Origin of the sequence: Mycolicibacterium sp. lyk4-40-TYG-92, assembly GCF_030209435.1 — a bacterium.
Classification (GTDB): Bacteria; Actinomycetota; Actinomycetes; order Mycobacteriales; family Mycobacteriaceae; genus Mycobacterium.
Map to the genome: position 1 here is coordinate 866402 of NZ_JARVRX010000001.1, position 19123 is coordinate 885524.

A 19123-nucleotide genomic window follows, 5' to 3' on the forward strand; every position below is an offset into this window, starting at 1 on the left:
TCGGCGCGGGCCCCGACCGGGTCTGGGAGAATCGGAGGCGATATGAGCTCGCCGGACCTCCAACCTGCTGCCCAGGCCGTCATCGACCTGGGCGCAATTGCGCATAACGTGCGGCTTTTGCGGGAACGCGCAGGCGGCGCGGCGGTGATGGCCGTGGTCAAGGCCGACGGTTACGGGCACGGTGCGCCGCAGGTGGCTCGCGCCGCCCTGGCCGCCGGCGCTGCCGAGCTGGGCGTCACCAACATCACCGAGGCGCTGGCGCTGCGACAGGCCGGCATTACGGCGCCGGTGCTGTCGTGGCTGAACCTGCCGGGCACCGATTTCGCTCCCGCGCTGGCCGCCGACGTGCAGGTGGCTGTGGCCTCGGTGCGTCAGTTCGACGACGTGCTCGACGCCGTGCGCCGCAGCGGCGCGCCGGCCACTCTCACCGTCAAGGTCGACACCGGCCTGAGCCGGGGTGGCGTCAGCCCCGCCGAGTACCCGGCCCTGCTCGACGCCATCGCCCGCGCCGCAGCCGAGGGTGCGGTCCGCCCGCGTGGCATCATGAGTCACCTCGCGTGCGGCGACGATCCGCAGCACCCCATGAACGACACGCAGGCCGCCCGTCTCACCGCTGCGCGGAAACAGGCGGCAGGTGCCGGCGTGCACTTCGAGGTGGCGCACCTGGCCAACTCGCCCGCAACGCTGACGCGGCCAGATCTGCATTTCGATGTGGTGCGGCCGGGTATCGCGGTCTACGGGCAGACCCCGATCCCCGCGCTCGGGGATTTCGGCCTGTGGCCCGTCATGACGCTGAAATGTCCTGTCGCCGCGGTGCGTTCGATCAAGGCCGGCGACGGTGTGTCCTACGGCCACACGTGGATCGCCGACCGCGACACCACCGTAGGGCTGGTCCCGCTGGGGTATGCCGACGGGGTGTTCCGCGGCCTGAGCGGACGCATCGACGTCAGCATCAACGGTGCCCGGTACCGCAACGTCGGGCGAATCTGTATGGACCAGTTCGTCATTGACCTCGGTCCCGACGGTGCCGGCGTCAAGGTGGGCGACGAGGCGGTGTTGTTCGGCTCGGGTGCCGCCGGCGAGCCGACGGCGCAGGACTGGGCCGAACTGCTGGGCACCATCAACTACGAGGTGGTGACCAGCCCCCGGGGCAGGATCGCCCGGACCTACCGCGAGTCGACAGGCTGACGCCCATGAGCGACAACAAGAATGCCCGGTGGCTGGCGGGCATGGCCGGTCTCACTGCCGTGGGTTCGGTCGCCGGGATCAGCGTGGCTCGTTCGTTGCGTCGGCGTGGTGGCGAAGATCCTTACGCCGGTGAGGATTTCACCACGCTCGACGCCGACCGCGGCTGCGTCGTGACGGCCACCGACGGTGTGCCGCTGGCGGTACGGGAGGTCGGCCCGAAAGACGCCCGGCTGACGGTGCTCTTCGCGCACGGTTTCTGTAACAGCATGGGCTCCTTCCATTTTCAGCGCGCCCGGCTGGCCGAGCGGTGGGGCGACCAGGTCCGCATGGTGTTCTACGACCAGCGCGGCCACGGCCGGTCGTCGCCGGGCCCGACCGACTCGTATACCGTCCCGCAATTGGGTCAGGATCTCGAATCGGTCATGCGGGTGATGGCGCCGCGTGGTCCGGTCGTGCTGGTCGGTCACTCGATGGGCGGCATGGCGGTGCTGTCCCACGCCCGTCAGTTTCCGCACAACTACCCGGCGCGGGTATGCGGCGTCGCGATCTTCGCCTCTGCGGCACAAGGGGTTACCCGTTCGCCGTTGGGTGAGGTGCTTCAGAATCCGGCCCTGGAAGCGGCGAAGGTCGCAGTGCGGTTCGCGCCCGGCGCGGTCAGTGCGGGCCGCGGTGCCGCCAAGGCTGTCATCGGTCCCGTACTCAAGGCGGCGTCGTTCGGCGATGACGCGGTCAGCCCGTCGGTGGCTCGGTACGTCGAGAAGATGACGCACAACACGTCGATCCGGACCACTGTCGAGTTCCTGCACGCACTCGAAACCCACGACGAGGCAGGTGCATTGCCGGTGCTGCAACACGTACCCACCCTGATCGCCTGTGGCGACCAGGATTTGCTCACGCCGCTTGCCAAGTCGCAGGCCATGGCGCGGCAGCTCCCGAAATCCGAGCTGGTCATCGTCGAAGGCGCCGGACACATGGTGCACATGGAGCAACCTGAACTGATCAACGAGGCGCTCGAGCGTTTCGTCGAACACGCCACGCCGTCACGGCTCGTGGCGCTGACCCGGCATCTGCGTGGAAAGGCCAAGCGCAATGGATGATTCGCACGGCACCGTGCACCTGCCGACCGAGGCCGACACCAGGGCCCTCGGCGCGCGGTTCGGCGCCGAGCTGAAGGTCGGTGACGTCGTGGTGCTGACCGGCCCGCTGGGTGCCGGAAAGACCATGCTGGCCAAGGGGATCGCGCAAGGCATGGACGTCGAGGGTGCGGTGACGTCACCGTCGTATGTGCTGGCCCGCGTGCATCCGGCCCGTCGTGCCGGGTACCCCGCGATGGTGCACGTCGACATGTACCGGCTGCTCGACTCGGGCAGCACCGACCTGCTCGGAGAACTCGACTCGCTCGATCTCGACACCGACCTCGATGACGCCGTGGTCGTCGTCGAGTGGGGCGAGGGTCTGGCCGAGCGCCTGTCGGCCAGCCATCTGGACATCCGGTTGGAGCGCGCCGACGACGACACCCGTACCGCTGTCTGGCATTGGAGCCGCGCATGATCCTCGCTATCGACACCGCGACCCCGGCGGTGACCGCGGGAGTCGCCCGGCGCACCCCGACCGGCGTCGAGGTGCTGGCCGAACGGATCACCGTCGATGCCCGCGCGCACGCCGAGCAGCTGACGCCCAATGTCATTGCCGCCGTTGCCGATGCCGGCATCACCTTCGCCGACCTGGAGGCCGTGGTCGTCGGCTGTGGGCCGGGCCCGTTCACCGGGCTGCGCGTCGGCATGGCCACCGCAGCCGCATACGGACAGGCGCTCGGCATCCCGGTGTACGGGGTGTGCAGCTTGGATGCCATAGCCCCCGCGACGCCGGGAGAACTGTTGGTGGTCACCGACGCCCGTCGCCGCGAGGTGTATTGGACGCGGTACCGCGACGGTGTGCGCGTCGACGGGCCGGCCGTCAGCGCGGCAGCAGACGTGGAGCCCGGCTCCGGCTCGGTGGCCGGCCCGGCGGCGCAGGCCGCGCTGTTCCCGTTGCCGTCGCTCGCGGTGGAGTACCCGACGGTGACCGGCCTCGTGGCGGCTGCCGACTGGCACCAGCCGCCCGCCGCCCTGGTGCCGCTGTACCTGCGCCGCCCCGACGCGAAAACCCTTGCTGAGCGGGGACTCTCGTGACAGCCGAATACGGGCCGCTGACCGTCGGCGACGCAGACCGGTGCGGCGAACTCGAAGCGATCCTGTTCCCCGGCGACGACCCGTGGCCGGCCGTGGCTTTCATCCGCGAACTCGAGTCGGACCACAACCACTACGTCGCGGCCCGGGACGGCAAGCTCCTGGTGGGGTATGCCGGCATCAGCCGGCTGGGCCGCAAACCGCCGTTCGAGTACGAGGTGCACACCATCGGTGTCGATCCGGCATACCAGGGCCAGGGCATCGGCCGCGAGCTGCTGGACCGGCTGCTGACCATCGCCGACGGCGGCACCGTCTTCCTGGAGGTGCGCACCGACAACGAGCCAGCGATCGGCCTGTACGAAAGCACCGGATTCGTGAAGATGGGTGTGCGCAAACGGTATTACCGGATCAGTGGCGCGGACGCGTACACCATGCGGCGCGACGCGGATGTGAGGAGCAATTCAGGCTCATGACAGTCATCTTGGCAATCGAAAGTTCCTGTGACGAAACAGGCGTCGGCATCTGCGAGCTGGCCGTGGAGAAGGACGGGTCGGTACGCGTTTCGTTATTGGCCGACGAGGTCGCGTCCAGCGTCGACGAACACACCCGCTACGGCGGTGTGGTGCCGGAGATCGCTTCGCGCGCGCACCTGGAGTCGTTGGGCCCCACCATGAGCCGGGCGCTGGCGACCGCCGGCATCGAGCGGCCCGACGTCGTCGCGGCGACCATCGGACCGGGCCTGGCCGGTGCGTTGCTGGTGGGTGTCGCTGCGGCCAAGGCCTATTCGGCGGCGTGGGGTGTGCCGTTCTACGGCGTCAACCACCTCGGCGGGCACCTGGCTGCCGACGTCTACGACCACGGCCCGCTGCCCGAGAGCGTCGGTCTGCTGGTGTCGGGTGGTCATACGCATCTGCTGCACGTCCGCTCGCTCGGTGAGCCCATCGAGGAACTCGGCAGCACCGTCGACGACGCGGCCGGCGAGGCGTACGACAAGGTGGCCCGGCTGCTGGGCCTCGGCTACCCCGGCGGCCGGGTGCTCGACGAGCTGGCCCGCCGAGGCGACCGGAATGCCATCGTGTTCCCGCGCGGCATGACCGGACCGCGAGATGACCCGTATGCCTTCAGTTTTTCCGGGCTCAAGACCGCGGTCGCCCGCCACATGGAGAAACACCCGGACGCGTCGCACGCCGACGTGGCGGCCGGTTTCCAGGAGGCGGTCGCGGATGTGCTCACCCGCAAGGCCGTTCGCGCGGCCACCGACCTGGGCGTGTCGACGCTGCTGATCGCCGGGGGCGTGGCGGCCAACTCGCGGCTGCGCGAGCTGGCCGAAGAACGTTGTGCCGAGGCCGGTTTGACGCTCCGGGTGCCACGGCCGCGACTGTGCACCGACAACGGCGCCATGATCGCCTCGTTCGCCGCGCACCTGATCGCGGCGGGAGCCAAGCCGTCGCGCCTCGACGTACCGAGCGACCCGGGACTGCCGGTGGTCAAAGGGCAGATCGCGTGAGCGCACTGGCGGCCGCCGCGGACAAACTGGAGATCACCGAGCTGCTGTACCGGTACGCCGAGTTGATCGACGCGGGCGACTTCGAGGGCGTGGGAAACCTGTTGGGGCGCGGCAACTTCATGGGGGTCGCCGGTGCCGAGGGCATCGCGGCGCTGTTCGCCAAGACCACCCGCCGGTTCCCCGACCACGGAAACACACCGCGGACAAGGCATCTGGTGCTCAACCCGATCGTCGACCTCGACGGCGACGCCGCCCGCGCGCGGTCGACGTTCTGCGTTGTCCAGCAGACGGACACCGTGCCGCTGCAACCCATCGTGGTCGGCCGGTACGCCGATACGTTCGCGCGCGACGCCGCCGGCTGGTACTTCACCGAACGCGTCGTGGATGTTCAGATGGTCGGCGACGTGTCCGACCACCTGAACATCACCTTGGGATGAGGGGCAGCCGCAACGCCCCCGGGGCGCCTTCCGGTACAACCGGTTTGACCGGCGTGACAGCCTCCACCCGGCGGTAGGGCAGCCCCTGCTCGGGACGCAGGTCTTCCTCGCCCTTGTTGGGCCACATCGCCGCCGCACGCTCGGCCTGGGCGGTGATGGTCAGCGACGGGTTGACGCCCAGGTTCGCCGAAACCGCCGACCCGTCAACAACACTCAGGGTCGGGTAGCCGTAGACGCGGTGGTACGGGTCGATGACGGCGTGCTCAGCATCCGAGCCGATGGCGCAACCGCCGAGGAAGTGCGCCGTCATCGGGATGTTGAACAGCTCACCCCAGGTGCCGGCCGTGACGCCGTCGATTTTCTGGGCAACCCGCCGGGTCGCGTCGTTGCCGACCGGGATCCACGTCGGGTTTGGCTGGCCGTGGCCCTGCTTGCTCGACAGGTGTCGCCCGCGCAATCCGCGCTTGGTGAAGGTGGTGATCGAGTTGTCCAGGTTTTGCATCACCAGCGAAATCACCGTGCGCTCACTCCAATGGTCGACCGTCAGCACGCGCAGCAGCGCGCGCGGATGCTTCACGGCCAGGCCGAGTGCCTTCAGCCACCGCGGCCACCGCCCGCTGCCGTCGGTCATCACGGTCTGCAGCAGACCCATCGCGTTGGAGCCCTTGCCGTAGCGCACCGATTCGATGTGGGTGTCGCTGGTCGGGTGGAACGACGAGGTGATGGCCACCCCGCGGGTCAGATCCAGCGCCGGGTCGACCTTGTATTTCATGGCGCCGACGATGGATTCGGAGTTGGTGCGGGTGAGCACGCCGAGCCGGTCCGACAGCTGTGGCAGCGTGCCGCTGTCTTTCATCTTGTGCAGCAGGTTCTGGGTGCCCCAGGTACCGGCGGCCAGGACGACGTGCCGCGCCGTGAAGGTACGCCGGTTCTTGCGCAGGGTTCGGCCGGTGCGCACGGTGTCGATCTCCCAGATGCCGCTGGCGCTCTGCCGCACCGAATCGACTGTCGTCAGCGGATGCACTGTGGCGCCGGCATTCTCGGCCAGGCCCAGGTAGTTCTTGAGCAGCGTGTTCTTGGCGCCGTAGCGGCAGCCCGTCATGCAGCTCCCGCATTCGATACACCCGGTGCGGTCCGGTCCGACGCCGCCGAAGAACGGGTCCCGGACAGTCTTGCCGGGTTCACCGAAGAACACGCCGACCGGAGTCTGGACGAACGTGTCGCCCACGCCCATGTCCTCGGCGACCGCTTTCATGATGTCGTCGGCCGGGGTCATGCTCGGGTTGATCACCACGCCGAGCATGCGCCGGGCCTGGTCGTAGAAGGGCGACAGCTCGTCGGACCAGTCGGTGATGTGGGCCCACTGCGGGTCGTTGAAGAACGTCGCGGGCGGCTTGTAGAGGGTGTTGGCGTAGTTCAGTGACCCGCCACCGACCCCCGCCCCGGCCAGGATGACGACGTCGCGCAGCATGTGGATGCGCTGTATGCCGAAGCATCCCAGCTTCGGCGCCCACACGAATTTCCGGACGTCCCAACTGGTTTTCGGGAACTGGTCGTCGGTGAACCGGCGACCCGCCTCCAGGACGCCGACGCGGTACCCCTTCTCGGTCAGCCGCAACGCCGTGACGCTGCCCCCGAATCCGGACCCGACGACGATCACGTCATAGTCGGTATTGGACATGTACTTCTCCTCAATTGGCGGTGAAACGGCTGGTTTCGTCGTCGACCATGTCCATGGCGATGCGCCGGGCCCGGATCGCGGCCCGGTCGGCCTTGACGTTGATATCGCGGCGGCGGGCGCCGGGTTCATCGAGTCGCCGCTGGATCGTCTCCAAGATGGCGGCGTCGCGAACGGCCCACTCGTGGAACATGATCCGCAGATACTCGGTGACGGTGTCCTCGACGCCGGCGTAGTTGCGGGCCATCTGCAGGAAGACATGCGTCGAGCCTGGCGATTCGGGCGTGAACCCGTGAATGCGCAAGAGTCCGTATGACTCTCCGTCTGCGAGCTCGATGGCGTAGTGCTGCGTGTGCAGCGCGGGTGATACGAAGGTGCCCTCTTCGCGCCGGGTGGCCACGGTTTCTTCCGGCAACCCGGTGATCGCCGACTCCCACGGCGCCAGCCGGCTCGGGGGAGTCGAGCGGGTGTAGGCCACCGAGCGTTCGGAGATCTCGACCTCGTTGAGCGGTGGCAACTGCTGGATGTCCGGCGGCACGACCTCGGGATGCGTCACGAAGACATCGGTCAGATCGAGGTAATGCTCGTGCAACAGAAGGTAATTCGCCTCGACGCGCAGGACCTCGGTGGTGCTGGTCCAGCCAACGGAAGGCATGCGCGGCGGCGGGCGCAGGGCGGCGGCGCGGGGTTCGCCGAGCCAGATCCAGATGAACGGCGCGGTCTCGACGACCGGGTACGCCGGCACCCGGGCGCCGGGCGGCACGTTCTCCTGCGACGGTACGTCGGCCAGACATCCGTCGGGCTCGTAGCTGAAACCGTGATAGCCGCAGACCACACGGTCGCCGTCGAGCCGGCCCTCCGACAAGGGGAATGCGCGGTGCACGCAGCGGTCCTCGAGGGCGACCACTTCGCCGGACGCGCGGCGGTACAGGACCACGTGCTTGTCCAGCAGCCGCCGGGCGAGCAGTCCGTCGCCGACCTCATCGCTGAGCGCGGCCACATACCAGCAGTTGAACGGGTAGTTGGTTCTCATAGGTCGAGCACCAGCCTTTCGGACCGGGAGCGCGAGACGCAGATCATGATGGTTTTGTTTTCCGCCTTCTCCGAGTCGTTCAGCACGGAGTCACGGTGATCGCCGATGCCGGCGATGATTTCGCATTCGCAGGTGCCGCAGACGCCTTCCATGCACGACCCCAGCACGTCCAGCCCGGCCTCCTCGGCGACGTCGTAGATCGTCTTGTCCGACGGGACGGTCAGCGTGATGCCGGAACGCTGGCACTCGATCTCGAACGTGTCGAGCGCGTCGGCCGGCTCCTCGATGGTCTTCGCCGAGAAGCGCTCGAGGTGCAGGCTGCCGCCGGGCCAGGCCTGGCAGCCGTTCTCGACCGCGTCCAGCAGACCCTCCGGGCCGCAGCAGTAGACCAGCGTGTTGTCCTGCGGAGCCGCGAGCACCGCCGCCAGCTTCGTGCGGAACGCGTCGCCGTGCTCGTCGCGCGCGCATACGGTCACGCGGTCGCCGAAGCGCTCCAACGCATCCAGGTACGCCATCGACGAGCGGGAGCTGCCGCCGTAGATCAGTTGCCAGTCGGCACCGGTGGCCTCGGCGGTCTCGATCATCGGGAGCATCGGCGTGATGCCGATACCGCCCGCGACGAACTGGTAGCGCGGCGAGTTCGCGAGCGCGAAGTGGTTGCGCGGGCCGCGTACCCGGACCGTGGTGCCTTCGTGCAGCTTGTCGTGCACGTACCGCGAGCCGCCCCGGCTGTTCGGGTCGAGCAGGATGCCCACCTGCCACTCGGTGCGGCTGGCGGTGCTGCCGCACAGGGAGTACTGCCGCGTCAGCGACGGCGACATCACCAGGTCGATGTGAGCGCCGGGGGTCCACTCAGGCAGGTCGGCGCCGGTGGGGTCGGCGAGCGTCAGCGTGACGACACCGTCCGCGGACTGCTCGCGTCGACGTACCTCGAGGTCGACCTCGACTTCCCGGTAAGCGGCGTTACTCATGCTGACCGCCGCACGGGGATCGACTTGTACTGGTTGCGGAACAGGGCGCGCACGCGCATCGGCTCACCGTCCAGCGTGAGATCGGGAAACCGGCGGATGGTCTCCTGAATCCACACCTTCAGTTCCAGTCGCGCCAGGTTGGCGCCGAGGCAGAAGTGCTCGCCGGGACCACCGAAGGCCTGGTGCTTGTCCGCCAGCCCCTCGCGGGTGATGTCGAACTCGTGCGGATTCTCGAATGCGGTCTCGTCCCGGTTGGACGCCAGGTACCACAGCATCAATCTGTCACCTTCCTTGATCTGCTTGCCATGCAGCTCGACATCCGTCGTGGCGGCGCGCGCCATGAAGGCGAAGGCGGGTGCGTAGCGCAGGCCCTCTTCGACGGTGGCCTCGAGCAGTTCGGGGTTCTCCTGCAGCAGGATCAGCTGATCCGGGTTCTGCATCAGGGCCAGCATCGTCGCGCTGTAGGTCGCCCGCGTCGAGTCGTTGCCGGCGTTCATCACCGCAGTGATCAGGTCGTCGCGCGGGTTCTCCCGGCGCTGATTCAGCTGATCGCCCAGGTACCTGATGATCTCGGTGACGATGGCGCCGGCGTCATCGCACTGCTTGCGGATATCCGGGTCTTCGAACGCGCTGAACACGTTGGTCCAGTAGACGAGGTGCTCGTCGTCCTCTGCGGCCGTGCCGAGCATGGAACCGATCGCGCGGGCCGGCACCGGGCGGGCGATGTCGCGGACCAGATCGAAGCTCTCGCGGTCGGCCACACTGTCGAGGACGTCGTTGATGATGTGCTTGATGGCCTCTTCGTGGGCGGCGACGCGTTCGGGGGTGAAGGCGTTGACGACGAGGGCTTTTAGCCGGTCGTGTCGCGGTGGGTCTATCGAAATCAGCTGGAGGCGTTGGATATCCAGCGGGACACCGATGTCGTCGACGTTGAACACTCCGCGCTTCTCCGACGAGAACGTGCGGTGGTCGCGGCTGACGGTCCGGACGTCGTCGAACCGGGTGATGGACCAGAAGCCGCCTTCGCCGGGGACGTTTCGCTGCGGGCTGTAGTGCACGGGGTCTTCGCGCTGCATTCGGGCGAACAACTCGTATGGCGGGCCGTCGTCCCATACCGCGGGGTCGGCGAGGTCGACAGCGGCGAGGTCCACTTCGGCTGCGGCGCGAGTAGTCACTGTGGCCTCCCTATCGGTCTGGTGGTTATGAAAGCTATTCACCAGGGCGGTTTGGATCGACGTCTCGGGACGACCAACTCTCGGGGTGATTGCGCAGCGTCGTTGTCGCGCGGCGACAAAGCCCGATTTGCAGCAACGCCGGCGCCTCGTGATCTACGGTCGTTTCATGCCGGAAAGACGCGTTGACGAGAGTGCGGTCGTTGCGCGCGCAGCGGAGATGATCGGTGCCCTCGACGGCAAGTTGGGTGACATCACGCAGTCGATCCAGAAGATCCTGCTCACCGAAATCGCCGAGCTCAACGAGGACGCGCAACTGCTCGAATTGCAGGCCCACACGGTGGCGGCCAATGTCGAAACCGTTTTCGCCTCGATTCGGCACCGCATTCCCATCGAGGCTGTCGTACCGCCGACGGAATCGCTCGAACACGCTCGCCGCATGGCGCAGCGCGGAGTGTCCGCAAATGCGATGGTGCGCGCCTACCGGCTGGGACACAAGGAAGTGCTGAACTTCGTGCTCGACGAGATCGCGGCCTCGGACATGGATCCGCGCTGGGGTCTCGACGTTTTCAAGTACTTCCAGACGGTCTCGTTCGGCTACATCGACTGGATCTCGCAACAGGTCCTCACCACGTACCAGCGTGAGTACGACCTGTGGGTGGAGAACCGAAACAGCATGCGGGCCCAACGGGTTCGCGCCATCCTCACCGCGGGCAGCGGTGACGTCGACCAACTGACCGAGGAGATCCGCTACCCGCTGCAGCGCGTGCACCTGGCGCTGGCGCTGTGGTACCCGGATGACAACGGCGGCGACGAGCTCGTGCGCATGGAGCGCTTCGCGGACCACCTCGCCACGTCGCTCGGCACCCACGAGCCACCGCTGTTTCTGTCGGTCGACCACCTCACCGCCTGGGTCTGGCTGCCGCTGTCGGCACACGGCGCCGACGACGCGGCCGATCGGATCCGCGAATTCACTGCGGCGCAACAGGATTCGCCGTGGGTTGCGATGGGCAACCCGTTACCGGGCATCGAGGGCTTCCGGCGTTCGCACGAACAAGCGGTCGACGCCCGCGCGGTGTCAGTGGTGTCGGGCTCGGTGGAACGTCGCATCACCGCGGCGAGCGACCCGGGACTACCCGTCGCGACGCTGCTGGGCGAGAACGTCGGATCGGTCGGCGCGTGGGTGGCCGAAATCCTGGGTCCACTGGCGAGCAACACCGAGAACGACGAGCGGCTCCGCGAGACCTTGCGTGTGTTTCTGCGGACCGGGTCGAGTTTCAAGGCCGCCGCCGATGAAATGCATCTGCATTCGAATTCGATCAAGTACCGGGTGAACCGCGCCATCAGTCGCCGGGGCGCGCCGATCGTCGACGACCGCATCGAGGTCGAGGTCGCATTGCTGCTGTGCCACTGGTTCGGTCAGGCAGTTCTGAACTGACAATTCGCCGCGACAGGGCATTTGTGGACCGTCGACAACCTGCGCCCTGGGTGCGGTACGAACTTTGGCTGTTTGCGACGTAGTTCGCCCGCGCTGACGTCAGTAGTTTTTGGATCACTGCGAAACGCATGTGAGCGAGCCGGTCCTTTGGATAATTACTCGCACAGTCCGACGGAGGCCAATCATGAGCGACGATCCGAAATCCGACGATCGCGGTCGAGAGCAGAGCAGTAATCCGTTGGGCGCCATAGTCGATCCGCTCACCAAGTTGGGCATCGACACCGCGCGTGACATTGCGGCTGCCGTGCAATCGACGCGAGCCGCTGCCGGCGACCTGTTGAAGGTCGTCAACATTCTGAGCCGGCTGCCCGGACGCGAGACGCACCCGTCGCCGGCAGCGATCAGCGACGATATTGACGATGACGACGAAAATGCCACTGCCGCAACCGCTGTGCTGCCCGTCGTAGCGCCGGATGAGTCGCCGGTCGAGAACTCCGGAATCTTCGGCGGACTGAAGCGCGCCGTCACACCGGTCCGCAAGAAGTCCGATCCCCGCGACGGGGACAAGAAGGGCGCGAAGCAGGACAGTGACGCCGATCTGCGCCACTGGGGTGACGAACTGATTGCCAAGTCCCAGAAGCCGACACGTAAGCAGGCGCACCGTCATCCGGCTTTCGAGCAGATCCTCAATGAACTTGCGCCGGACGAAGTTCGGATGCTGCGCTTCCTGGCCGTCGCGGGCACCCAGCCGTCCATCGACATCCGGACCAAGACGATGTTCCAGGTCGGCTCGGAGCGACTCGTCAGTGGTGTGAACATGATCGCGGACATGGCCGGTTGCCGGTGGCCCGAGGCTGACCGACGCTATCTCGCGAACCTCAATCGACTTGGCCTGGTGCGCTTTTCGTCGGAGCCCGTCGCGGATTACCGACGCTACGCGCTGCTCGAGGTGCAACCTCGGGCGCTCGAGGTGACCGAGGTGATACCCAAGACGATCAGCGTGTACCGCAGCATCTATCTGTCGGAATTCGGCAAACAGTTCTGCGAGGTCTGCATCGACACCGACGGCTACAACGCCGGTGGCTGGGCCACTGATGAGCGCGGCGACAAGATCATCGGGAAAGGCCCGCCCGATCCCGCGCGCAAACACAAGCACTGACCCCCGATCCCAACCAGCCCAGGACAATTCCATGACAACGCTCGCCGCCGGGCCCTTTCTTGATTGGGAGGAGCTCACCGGACAATCGAAATTCATAGTCGACATCATCAGCGTGCCGATCTTCAGCGCGATCGCCGGCTTGATCACCAACTGGACCGGCGTCATCATGTTGTTCGCGCCCGTGCGATTCACCGGGTTCTACGTGCCGGGCCTCAAACGGATATTTCCCTTTCTGCCCCGCAAGGTCCAGATTCTGCCCACCTTCGCGCCCAACGGAATTCTGGGCTTCCAGGGATTCATTCCGTGTCGCGCCGAGAAGATGGCCAGCCTGATCGTCGACACCTCGATAGCCCGGATCGGCAAGATTTCGGACTTCTACGAACAACTCAATCCCGACAAACTGGCCAAAGCCATTGCGGTGGCGGCGAGGCCGGATATCGGCCGGCTGACCACCGAGATCATCGAGGCCCGGCACCCACAGATGTGGCGGTCGCTGCCGCAGCCGTTGAAGGACGAGGTGCTGCAGACCGTCGACACGGAGTTGCCCACCATCTCCAAGCGGGCCTTCGCCAAGATCGGCGAGAACATCGACCAGCTGCTCAACGTCAAGCTGATGACCGTCAACTTCCTGCGTCGCAACCCAGAAGTGTTGCGGGACATCATCAAAGGCATGGCGGTGCCCGAACTGCGCTTCATGGTGCGCATCGGCGCGCTGGGCTTTCCGTTCGGTGTGCTGCTGGCGCTCTGGCTCTCGCTGATCTACTACTCCAGCGACGAGGCGCGCGAACACGCCGCGGCCCATGGCGGTTTCGCGATCCACCTGCCGGGATTCCTCGACTCGATCCTGCATTTCCTGCCCACCTGGCTGTGGGTGCTCGGCGGGGCCGCGGTCATCGGCATCGTCGTCAACATCATCGCGATCAAGGTGGTGTTCGAGCCCGGCGAACCGCAGCCCCGCTACAAATACCTCTGGAAGCAAGGGCTTTTCGCGAAGAGGCAGCACCAGGCCGCCCACGAACTCGCCACGATGCTGTCGCTGCAGGTCCTGACGGTCAAGAACTTCGCACACGAACTACTCAACGGCGCCAGCGCCGACAAGACCCGGGCGCTCATCCAGTCCGCGGTCGGCGAAGAGGCCGAGCGCATCCTGGGCCCGTACCTCGTCGTCGCCCGCAACTCCTTCGGCGTCGTCGATGTCGAAGGGCTGCAACGCGGCGCCGGTGACAAGCTGGTCGATTTCGCCCCGAGCGTCCTCTACGACCCCGGGTTCAACAAGACCCAGGCCAAGAAGATCGAGACGTTCGCAACCGAGAAGTTCCGGGCGCTGCCGCCCGACAAGTTCGGCGAGATGCTGTATTCGGCCATCGAGCAGGACGCCTGGCTGCTGTACGCCCATGGTGGACTCCTGGGCATCCTCGTCGGCGCCGTCCACATCCTCGTCTTCGGAGCGTGACCACCATGACGACCTATTCCAGAATCATCGTCGGCACCGACGGGTCCGACGAGGCGACCGACGCAGTCACCGTCGCCGGCGTGGTGGCTGCCGCCCTCGGGGCGCCGGTCACCGTCGTCACCGCGTGGAAGCCCAGCGTCTCGGTGCCGGGTGGACGGGAACAGCCGTGGGCGGACCTGACGGCCGAGGGCGCCGACGTCGATCTCACCGCGCTGGGCGTCACGGCGATCGACAAGGTTCCGGTGAAGGGCAGTGCGTTCGACGCCCTGGTCGACGCCGCGGCTCAGTCCGAGCGGCCGCTCATCGTCGTTGGTGCGGCAGGCCTCGGCCAGACCTCCAGCCGCTTGTGGGGGAGTACCTCCAACGAACTGTCGCACCACAGCCCCGTCGATGTGTTGTTCGTGCGCCAGCCGGTTGCCGCAGTACAGACGATCGCCCTGGCCACCGACGGCTCGGACACCTCGGTGCGGGCGGTGCGTGCCGGGTACGACCTGGCGGGCGCTCTCGGCGCCCGGCCGATCCTGGTCACTGTCGCCGGCGACACCGCCGCGGCCGAGGAGACGCTGAACAACGTCGAAAGCCAACTGGAGAACACCGAGCCGTTACAGCGGCAGGCGCTGACCGGCGACCCGGCCGACGTGCTCGCAGCTGCCGAATACGACCTTCTTGTGATCGGGAACCGCGGCATGGCGGGCTTCGCCCGGGTGCTCGGGTCGACGGCCAACACCATCACTCATCGCGCGACCTCCAACCTGCTCCTGGTCAATACCGGTAGTTAGAACGGTGCCGGGTCCGCGTCGGCGGCCATTTCTTGATCGAAGAGTTCTTCGATGATGCGGACGTCGTTGAGGCGCCGCTCTCGGTAGATGCGGTCGCGGCGTTCCTGAACTCGGGTGCGTTTGCGGGTAGGTATCCCCGGAATTCCGCAGCCTGGCTAAGCACCGACGATGCCCGCCGTTTCTGCTCTCAGCGAGTTCGTCTGAATCCGGCACTGCCCCACCCTTGAGCGCTAGCACTCGCGTGTATAGAGTGCTAGGTGGCACGCGGCCAACCGCGCTCCGGCACCCGCGACGACGGTGTGCGGCCAGGACGCTTGCCGAACAACCTGCATCCGGGGATTGGCCCTGGATCGACATACCAACCAAGTGGAGGGCTTCCATCGTGGCAGTCAACATCAAGCCACTCGAGGACAAGATCCTCGTTCAGGCCAACGAGGCCGAGACCACGACCGCTTCCGGTCTGGTCATCCCTGACACCGCCAAGGAAAAGCCGCAGGAAGGCACCGTCGTCGCAGTTGGCCCCGGCCGCTGGGATGAGGATGGCGAGAAGCGGATCCCCCTGGACGTTGCCGAGGGCGACACCGTCATCTACAGCAAGTACGGCGGCACCGAGATCAAGTACAACGGCGAGGAGTACCTGATCCTCTCGGCCCGCGACGTGCTGGCTGTCGTTTCCAAGTAAGCACTCGTGTCCCGCCCCGGAAATCACCGTGCCCGCACGGGTGATGTCCGGGGCGGTATGCGTATTAGCGAAAGGCTCTGATGAGCAAGCTGATTGAATTCAACGAAGCTGCGCGGCGGGCCATGGAAGCCGGTGTCGACAAGCTCGCCGACGCGGTCCGCGTCACGATCGGCCCGCGCGGCCGTAACGTGGTGCTGGCCAAGGCCTTCGGTGGCCCGCAGGTCACCAACGACGGCGTCACCATCGCCCGCGACATCGACCTGGAAGACCCGTTCGAGAACCTGGGTGCCCAGCTGGTCAAGTCCGTCGCGACCAAGACCAACGACGTCGCCGGCGATGGCACCACCACCGCCACCGTGCTGGCCCAGGCCATCGTGAAGGCCGGCCTGCGCAACGTCGCTGCCGGTGCCAACCCGATCGCGCTCGGCACGGGCATCTCGAAGGCCGCCGATGCGGTCTCTGAGGCATTGTTGAAGGCGGCAACTCCGGTGTCCGACAAGACCGCCATCGCCCAGGTCGCGACCGTCTCCTCTCGCGACGAACTGATCGGCGAGCTGGTCGGCGAGGCCATGACCCGCGTCGGTACCGACGGCGTCGTCACCGTCGAGGAGTCCTCGACCCTGAACACCGAGCTCGAGGTCACCGAGGGCGTCGGCTTCGACAAGGGCTTCCTGTCGGCGTACTTCGTCACCGACTTCGATTCCCAGGAAGCCGTCCTCGAGGACGCGCTGGTGCTGCTGCACCGCGACAAGATCAGCTCGCTGCCCGACCTGCTGCCGCTGCTGGAGAAGGTCGCCCAGGCCGGCAAGCCGCTGCTGATCATCGCCGAGGACATCGAGGGCGAGGCCCTGTCGACCCTGGTCGTCAACGCCATCCGCAAGACCCTCAAGGCCGTCGCGGTCAAGGCGCCGTTCTTCGGTGACCGCCGCAAGGCGTTCCTGGAGGACCTCGCCGTTGTGACCGGTGGCCAGGTCGTCAACCCCGACGTGGGCCTGACTCTGCGCGAGGCCGGCCTGGACGTGCTGGGAACTGCCCGTCGCGTCGTGGTCAGCAAGGACAGCACCGTGATCGTCGACGGCGGCGGCACCGCCGAGGCCATCGACGGTCGCAAGGCGCAGCTGCGCAGCGAGATCGAGGCCTCGGACTCGGATTGGGACCGCGAGAAGCTCGAAGAGCGCCTCGCGAAGCTGGCCGGCGGCGTCGCCGTCATCAAGGTCGGCGCTGCCACCGAGACCGACCTGAAGAAGCGCAAGGAAGCCGTCGAGGACGCCGTCGCCGCCGCCAAGGCTGCGGTGGAAGAGGGCATCGTCACCGGTGGTGGCGCCGCTCTGGTCCACGCTCGCACCGCTCTCGACGGCCTGCGTGGCTCGCTGTCCGGCGACGAGCTGCTCGGCCTCGAGGTCTTCTCCTCGGCGCTGTCGGCCCCGCTGTACTGGATTGCCACCAACGCCGGCCTCGACGGCCCCGTTGTGGTGAACAAGGTGTCGGAGCTGCCCGCCGGCCACGGTTTCAACGCCGCCACCCTGACCTACGGTGACCTGCTGGCCGACGGTGTCGTCGACCCCGCCAAGGTGACCCGGTCCGCGGTGCTCAACGCTGCTTCGGTGGCCCGGATGATCCTGACGACCGAGACGGCCGTCGTGGAGAAGCCGGCTGAGGAAGCCGATCACGGGCACGGCCACCACGGTCACGCCCACTAGGTAGTTGCAACGAAAACGCCCCCGGTCCTGATGGGCCGGGGGCGTTTTCGTTTCAGCCGAAGACAAGTCGTTTCTGCTCGAGGGCGGCGACGCCGTCGTGCGCGAAACCCGCCCAGAGCGAACGCATCTCACGCCCGAGGTCTTCATCGATGGTGCGTGGCTCGGGGCCGAGCATCGGTGCGTCACGCCATGAGCCGGCGGCCCCCAGGAGCAGCGGGAGCTCGATGCAATGGCATGCGCCCAGCGGCGCTTGCGGTGGTGCCCAGTCGATGCGGAAGGTCGCCGATCGTCCACCCGCTCGTTCCCAGGTGCGCGCGAGTTCGATTGCTGGCCTGCCGAACTCGGAGCGGGTCAGGTTGCGCCCGATGATCGCGGTGAGCGCGCCGCCGAGCGGACCGAACCGCTGGACGCGGGCGCCGCGTGGATCCATCGACACGAAGGGCCGGCCGTCGTCGCGTGTGTAGCCGACGAGGATCTCGACATGTGCTGCGGCAGCGGCGATCTGCGGCTCAAAGTGTTCGGCGGAAACCAGCGGAGCGTGACCGAGAATCGGTGCGAAGGCCATCATGCCGAGCCGGCCGAACGGCTGGGCGGCTGCCAGCGCGGCAAGCTGTGCCTCGAGCAGCTGGTCGATGTCGGCTTCCGTGGGCGGCACGCCCGCCAACGACGCCAGCGCCGCCTTGCTCATCGCGGCCGCCATGGCCGACCGGTCGCGGGGCAGCCCCAGCGGGGCGCTCTGCAGGATGGCCCGGGTGAAAAGTCCCGCTGCTGCGTCCGGGCACAACATCAGGGACAGAACGGAATCGCCGCCGGCAGATTGACCGAACACCGTGACGCGATCGGGATCGCCGCCGAATGCCGAGATGTTGTCGCGGACCCATTGCAGAGCGCAGATCTGGTCGCGCAGACCCAGGTTCTGGGTATCGGGGTCGTGGATGTTCAGGTAGCCGAAAATGCCGAGCCGGTAGGTGACGGTCACCACGACGACCTGTCCCTCGGCGACCAGTGCCTGCGGATCGTACTTCGGGGATTCGCCGCCACCCGACACGTAGGCCCCGCCGTGGAACCACACCATCACCGGCAGTCCTTCGGCATCCGCGGGTGCCGTGACGCTGAGCACTTGACACTGCTCGCTCACCGCGAGGTCGTCAACGACGGCGCCCGTGACGGACCGCAGACGGGATGGCAACTGAGGGCACGCGGGGCCGCGCGCGGTGGCGTCGATCACTTCCGCGCCGCCGACAGTGACCGGCACCGGGGCGGCGAACCGGTCGGCGCGGGCGTAGGGGACGCCGCGCGCGATGACCACGCCGTCGTCTTCGATCGCCCGTAGGGCGGTGCCGCCGATGTCGATACGCCTGACCGCCACCAACTCACAATATGAAGGACCCCCGATCCGCGCGGATCGGGGGTCCTTCATCGGGCGATCAGAACGCTTGGTCGTAGAACCCGTTGCTGGTGTTGACGGTGTCGTGGTTATCGACGCCGTAGTGGGGACCGATCGGGGTTCCGGTGGTGGCCTGAGCCGGAACGGCCAGACCCAGGACGGCGGCGGTCATGCTCGATGCGATCAGAGTGGCAAAGCCGAACTTCTTCATTTTGAACCCCTTCTTCGGTTGTTGTGGTGCTCTGATCGTTGAAACCGGTTGTGGGGCACAATGATTCCGATCGGCAGGATTTGATGCACGGTTGGCAGGATTAACTCTTTGGCGAAATCTGGCCGATTCTGTACGTAGGCCTCGCGTCGGCGCGATGCTT

19 protein-coding genes are annotated in these 19123 nt (G+C 66.9%); 13 read left to right on the plus strand and 6 right to left on the minus strand.

Annotation, left to right across the window (positions count from 1 at the left end):
• Positions 1-42 precede the first annotated feature (42 nt).
• From alr to QRN63_RS04335, 7 genes are read left to right on the plus strand one after another with little or no spacing between them, the layout of a single operon-like run.
• A complete protein-coding gene (gene alr, locus QRN63_RS04305; RefSeq protein ID WP_285029591.1) occupies positions 43-1188 on the plus strand; it encodes an alanine racemase in 1146 nt (381 codons plus the stop codon).
• Between the two features lie 5 nt (positions 1189-1193).
• A complete protein-coding gene (locus QRN63_RS04310; RefSeq protein WP_267318438.1) occupies positions 1194-2285 on the plus strand; it encodes an alpha/beta fold hydrolase in 1092 nt (363 codons plus the stop codon).
• Positions 2278-2739 (plus strand): tRNA (adenosine(37)-N6)-threonylcarbamoyltransferase complex ATPase subunit type 1 TsaE, encoded by a 462-nt coding sequence (tsaE, locus tag QRN63_RS04315; protein WP_267318437.1) that lies wholly within the window; start codon positions 2278-2280, stop codon positions 2737-2739. The genes QRN63_RS04310 and tsaE overlap by 8 nt, the downstream gene beginning before the upstream one ends.
• Positions 2736-3359, plus strand: a complete 624-nt coding sequence (tsaB, locus tag QRN63_RS04320; RefSeq protein ID WP_285029592.1) for a tRNA (adenosine(37)-N6)-threonylcarbamoyltransferase complex dimerization subunit type 1 TsaB — start codon at positions 2736-2738, stop codon at positions 3357-3359. Before tsaE ends, tsaB begins: the two co-directional genes overlap by 4 nt.
• Complete coding sequence (gene rimI, locus QRN63_RS04325) at positions 3356-3829, plus strand: ribosomal protein S18-alanine N-acetyltransferase (RefSeq protein ID WP_285029593.1); 474 nt, start codon at positions 3356-3358, stop codon at positions 3827-3829. Before tsaB ends, rimI begins: the two co-directional genes overlap by 4 nt.
• The gene (tsaD, locus tag QRN63_RS04330) at positions 3826-4863 is read left to right on the plus strand and encodes a tRNA (adenosine(37)-N6)-threonylcarbamoyltransferase complex transferase subunit TsaD (protein WP_267318434.1); all 1038 of its coding nucleotides are present in this window, start codon (positions 3826-3828) and stop codon (positions 4861-4863) included. Before rimI ends, tsaD begins: the two co-directional genes overlap by 4 nt.
• A 5-nt stretch (positions 4864-4868) precedes the next feature.
• Positions 4869-5300: a nuclear transport factor 2 family protein gene (locus tag QRN63_RS04335; protein ID WP_285029696.1), complete on the plus strand. Its 432-nt coding sequence runs from the start codon at positions 4869-4871 to the stop codon at positions 5298-5300.
• Here QRN63_RS04335 and QRN63_RS04340 read toward each other — a convergent pair.
• The 4 genes from QRN63_RS04340 to QRN63_RS04355 are packed head-to-tail and all read right to left on the minus strand — an operon-like array spanning position 5287 to position 10157.
• On the minus strand, positions 5287-6981 hold the full coding sequence (locus QRN63_RS04340) for a GMC oxidoreductase (protein WP_285029594.1): 1695 nt from the start codon (positions 6979-6981) through the stop codon (positions 5287-5289). The genes QRN63_RS04335 and QRN63_RS04340 overlap by 14 nt on opposite strands.
• 10 nt (positions 6982-6991) lie before the next feature.
• Positions 6992-8011, minus strand: a complete 1020-nt coding sequence (locus tag QRN63_RS04345; RefSeq protein WP_267318432.1) for a Rieske 2Fe-2S domain-containing protein — start codon at positions 8009-8011, stop codon at positions 6992-6994.
• A complete protein-coding gene (locus tag QRN63_RS04350) occupies positions 8008-8982 on the minus strand; it encodes a PDR/VanB family oxidoreductase (protein ID WP_285029595.1) in 975 nt (324 codons plus the stop codon). Before QRN63_RS04350 ends, QRN63_RS04345 begins: the two co-directional genes overlap by 4 nt.
• Positions 8979-10157: a cytochrome P450 gene (locus QRN63_RS04355; RefSeq protein ID WP_285029596.1), complete on the minus strand. Its 1179-nt coding sequence runs from the start codon at positions 10155-10157 to the stop codon at positions 8979-8981. The genes QRN63_RS04350 and QRN63_RS04355 overlap by 4 nt, the downstream gene beginning before the upstream one ends.
• 166 nt (positions 10158-10323) lie before the next feature.
• On the opposite strand from QRN63_RS04355, the gene QRN63_RS04360 reads away from it, so the two are divergent.
• From QRN63_RS04360 to groL, 6 genes are all read left to right on the plus strand, one after another.
• Positions 10324-11592, plus strand: a complete 1269-nt coding sequence (locus tag QRN63_RS04360) for a PucR family transcriptional regulator (protein WP_267318429.1) — start codon at positions 10324-10326, stop codon at positions 11590-11592.
• 184 nt (positions 11593-11776) lie between these two features.
• Positions 11777-12751: an Abi-alpha family protein gene (locus QRN63_RS04365; protein WP_285029597.1), complete on the plus strand. Its 975-nt coding sequence runs from the start codon at positions 11777-11779 to the stop codon at positions 12749-12751.
• A gap of 31 nt (positions 12752-12782) precedes the next feature.
• Positions 12783-14204, plus strand: a complete 1422-nt coding sequence (locus QRN63_RS04370) for a DUF445 domain-containing protein (RefSeq protein ID WP_285029598.1) — start codon at positions 12783-12785, stop codon at positions 14202-14204.
• A gap of 5 nt (positions 14205-14209) precedes the next feature.
• A complete protein-coding gene (locus tag QRN63_RS04375) occupies positions 14210-14983 on the plus strand; it encodes a universal stress protein (protein WP_285029599.1) in 774 nt (257 codons plus the stop codon).
• 379 nt (positions 14984-15362) lie between these two features.
• Positions 15363-15665: a co-chaperone GroES gene (gene groES, locus QRN63_RS04380; protein ID WP_029367666.1), complete on the plus strand. Its 303-nt coding sequence runs from the start codon at positions 15363-15365 to the stop codon at positions 15663-15665.
• Between the two features lie 80 nt (positions 15666-15745).
• The gene (gene groL, locus QRN63_RS04385; RefSeq protein ID WP_285029600.1) at positions 15746-17365 is read left to right on the plus strand and encodes a chaperonin GroEL; all 1620 of its coding nucleotides are present in this window, start codon (positions 15746-15748) and stop codon (positions 17363-17365) included.
• Positions 17366-17417: 52 nt separating this feature from the next.
• Here groL and QRN63_RS04390 read toward each other — a convergent pair whose 3' ends face one another.
• Positions 17418-18734, minus strand: coding sequence for a carboxylesterase family protein (locus tag QRN63_RS04390; protein ID WP_285029601.1), 1317 nt, complete (start codon positions 18732-18734; stop codon positions 17418-17420).
• 58 nt (positions 18735-18792) lie between these two features.
• On the minus strand, positions 18793-18963 hold the full coding sequence (locus tag QRN63_RS04395) for a hypothetical protein (protein ID WP_267318423.1): 171 nt from the start codon (positions 18961-18963) through the stop codon (positions 18793-18795).
• Positions 18964-19123 lie beyond the last annotated feature (160 nt).

Bases quoted from the DNA above. Each gene is read 5' to 3' on its own strand.
- tsaE (WP_267318437.1), top strand. From the start codon at position 2,278: ATGGATGATTCGCACGGCACCGTGCACCTGCCGACCGAGGCCGACACC.
- tsaD (WP_267318434.1), top strand. From the start codon at position 3,826: ATGACAGTCATCTTGGCAATCGAAAGTTCCTGTGACGAAACAGGCGTC.
- QRN63_RS04340 (WP_285029594.1), bottom strand. From the start codon at position 6,981: ATGTCCAATACCGACTATGACGTGATCGTCGTCGGGTCCGGATTCGGG.
- tsaB (WP_285029592.1), top strand. From the start codon at position 2,736: ATGATCCTCGCTATCGACACCGCGACCCCGGCGGTGACCGCGGGAGTC.
- QRN63_RS04395 (WP_267318423.1), bottom strand. From the start codon at position 18,963: ATGAAGAAGTTCGGCTTTGCCACTCTGATCGCATCGAGCATGACCGCC.
- alr (WP_285029591.1), top strand. From the start codon at position 43: ATGAGCTCGCCGGACCTCCAACCTGCTGCCCAGGCCGTCATCGACCTG.
- groL (WP_285029600.1), top strand. From the start codon at position 15,746: ATGAGCAAGCTGATTGAATTCAACGAAGCTGCGCGGCGGGCCATGGAA.
- QRN63_RS04365 (WP_285029597.1), top strand. From the start codon at position 11,777: ATGAGCGACGATCCGAAATCCGACGATCGCGGTCGAGAGCAGAGCAGT.
- QRN63_RS04370 (WP_285029598.1), top strand. From the start codon at position 12,783: ATGACAACGCTCGCCGCCGGGCCCTTTCTTGATTGGGAGGAGCTCACC.
- QRN63_RS04360 (WP_267318429.1), top strand. From the start codon at position 10,324: ATGCCGGAAAGACGCGTTGACGAGAGTGCGGTCGTTGCGCGCGCAGCG.
- QRN63_RS04350 (WP_285029595.1), bottom strand. From the start codon at position 8,982: ATGAGTAACGCCGCTTACCGGGAAGTCGAGGTCGACCTCGAGGTACGT.
- QRN63_RS04310 (WP_267318438.1), top strand. From the start codon at position 1,194: ATGAGCGACAACAAGAATGCCCGGTGGCTGGCGGGCATGGCCGGTCTC.
- QRN63_RS04345 (WP_267318432.1), bottom strand. From the start codon at position 8,011: ATGAGAACCAACTACCCGTTCAACTGCTGGTATGTGGCCGCGCTCAGC.
- QRN63_RS04375 (WP_285029599.1), top strand. From the start codon at position 14,210: ATGACGACCTATTCCAGAATCATCGTCGGCACCGACGGGTCCGACGAG.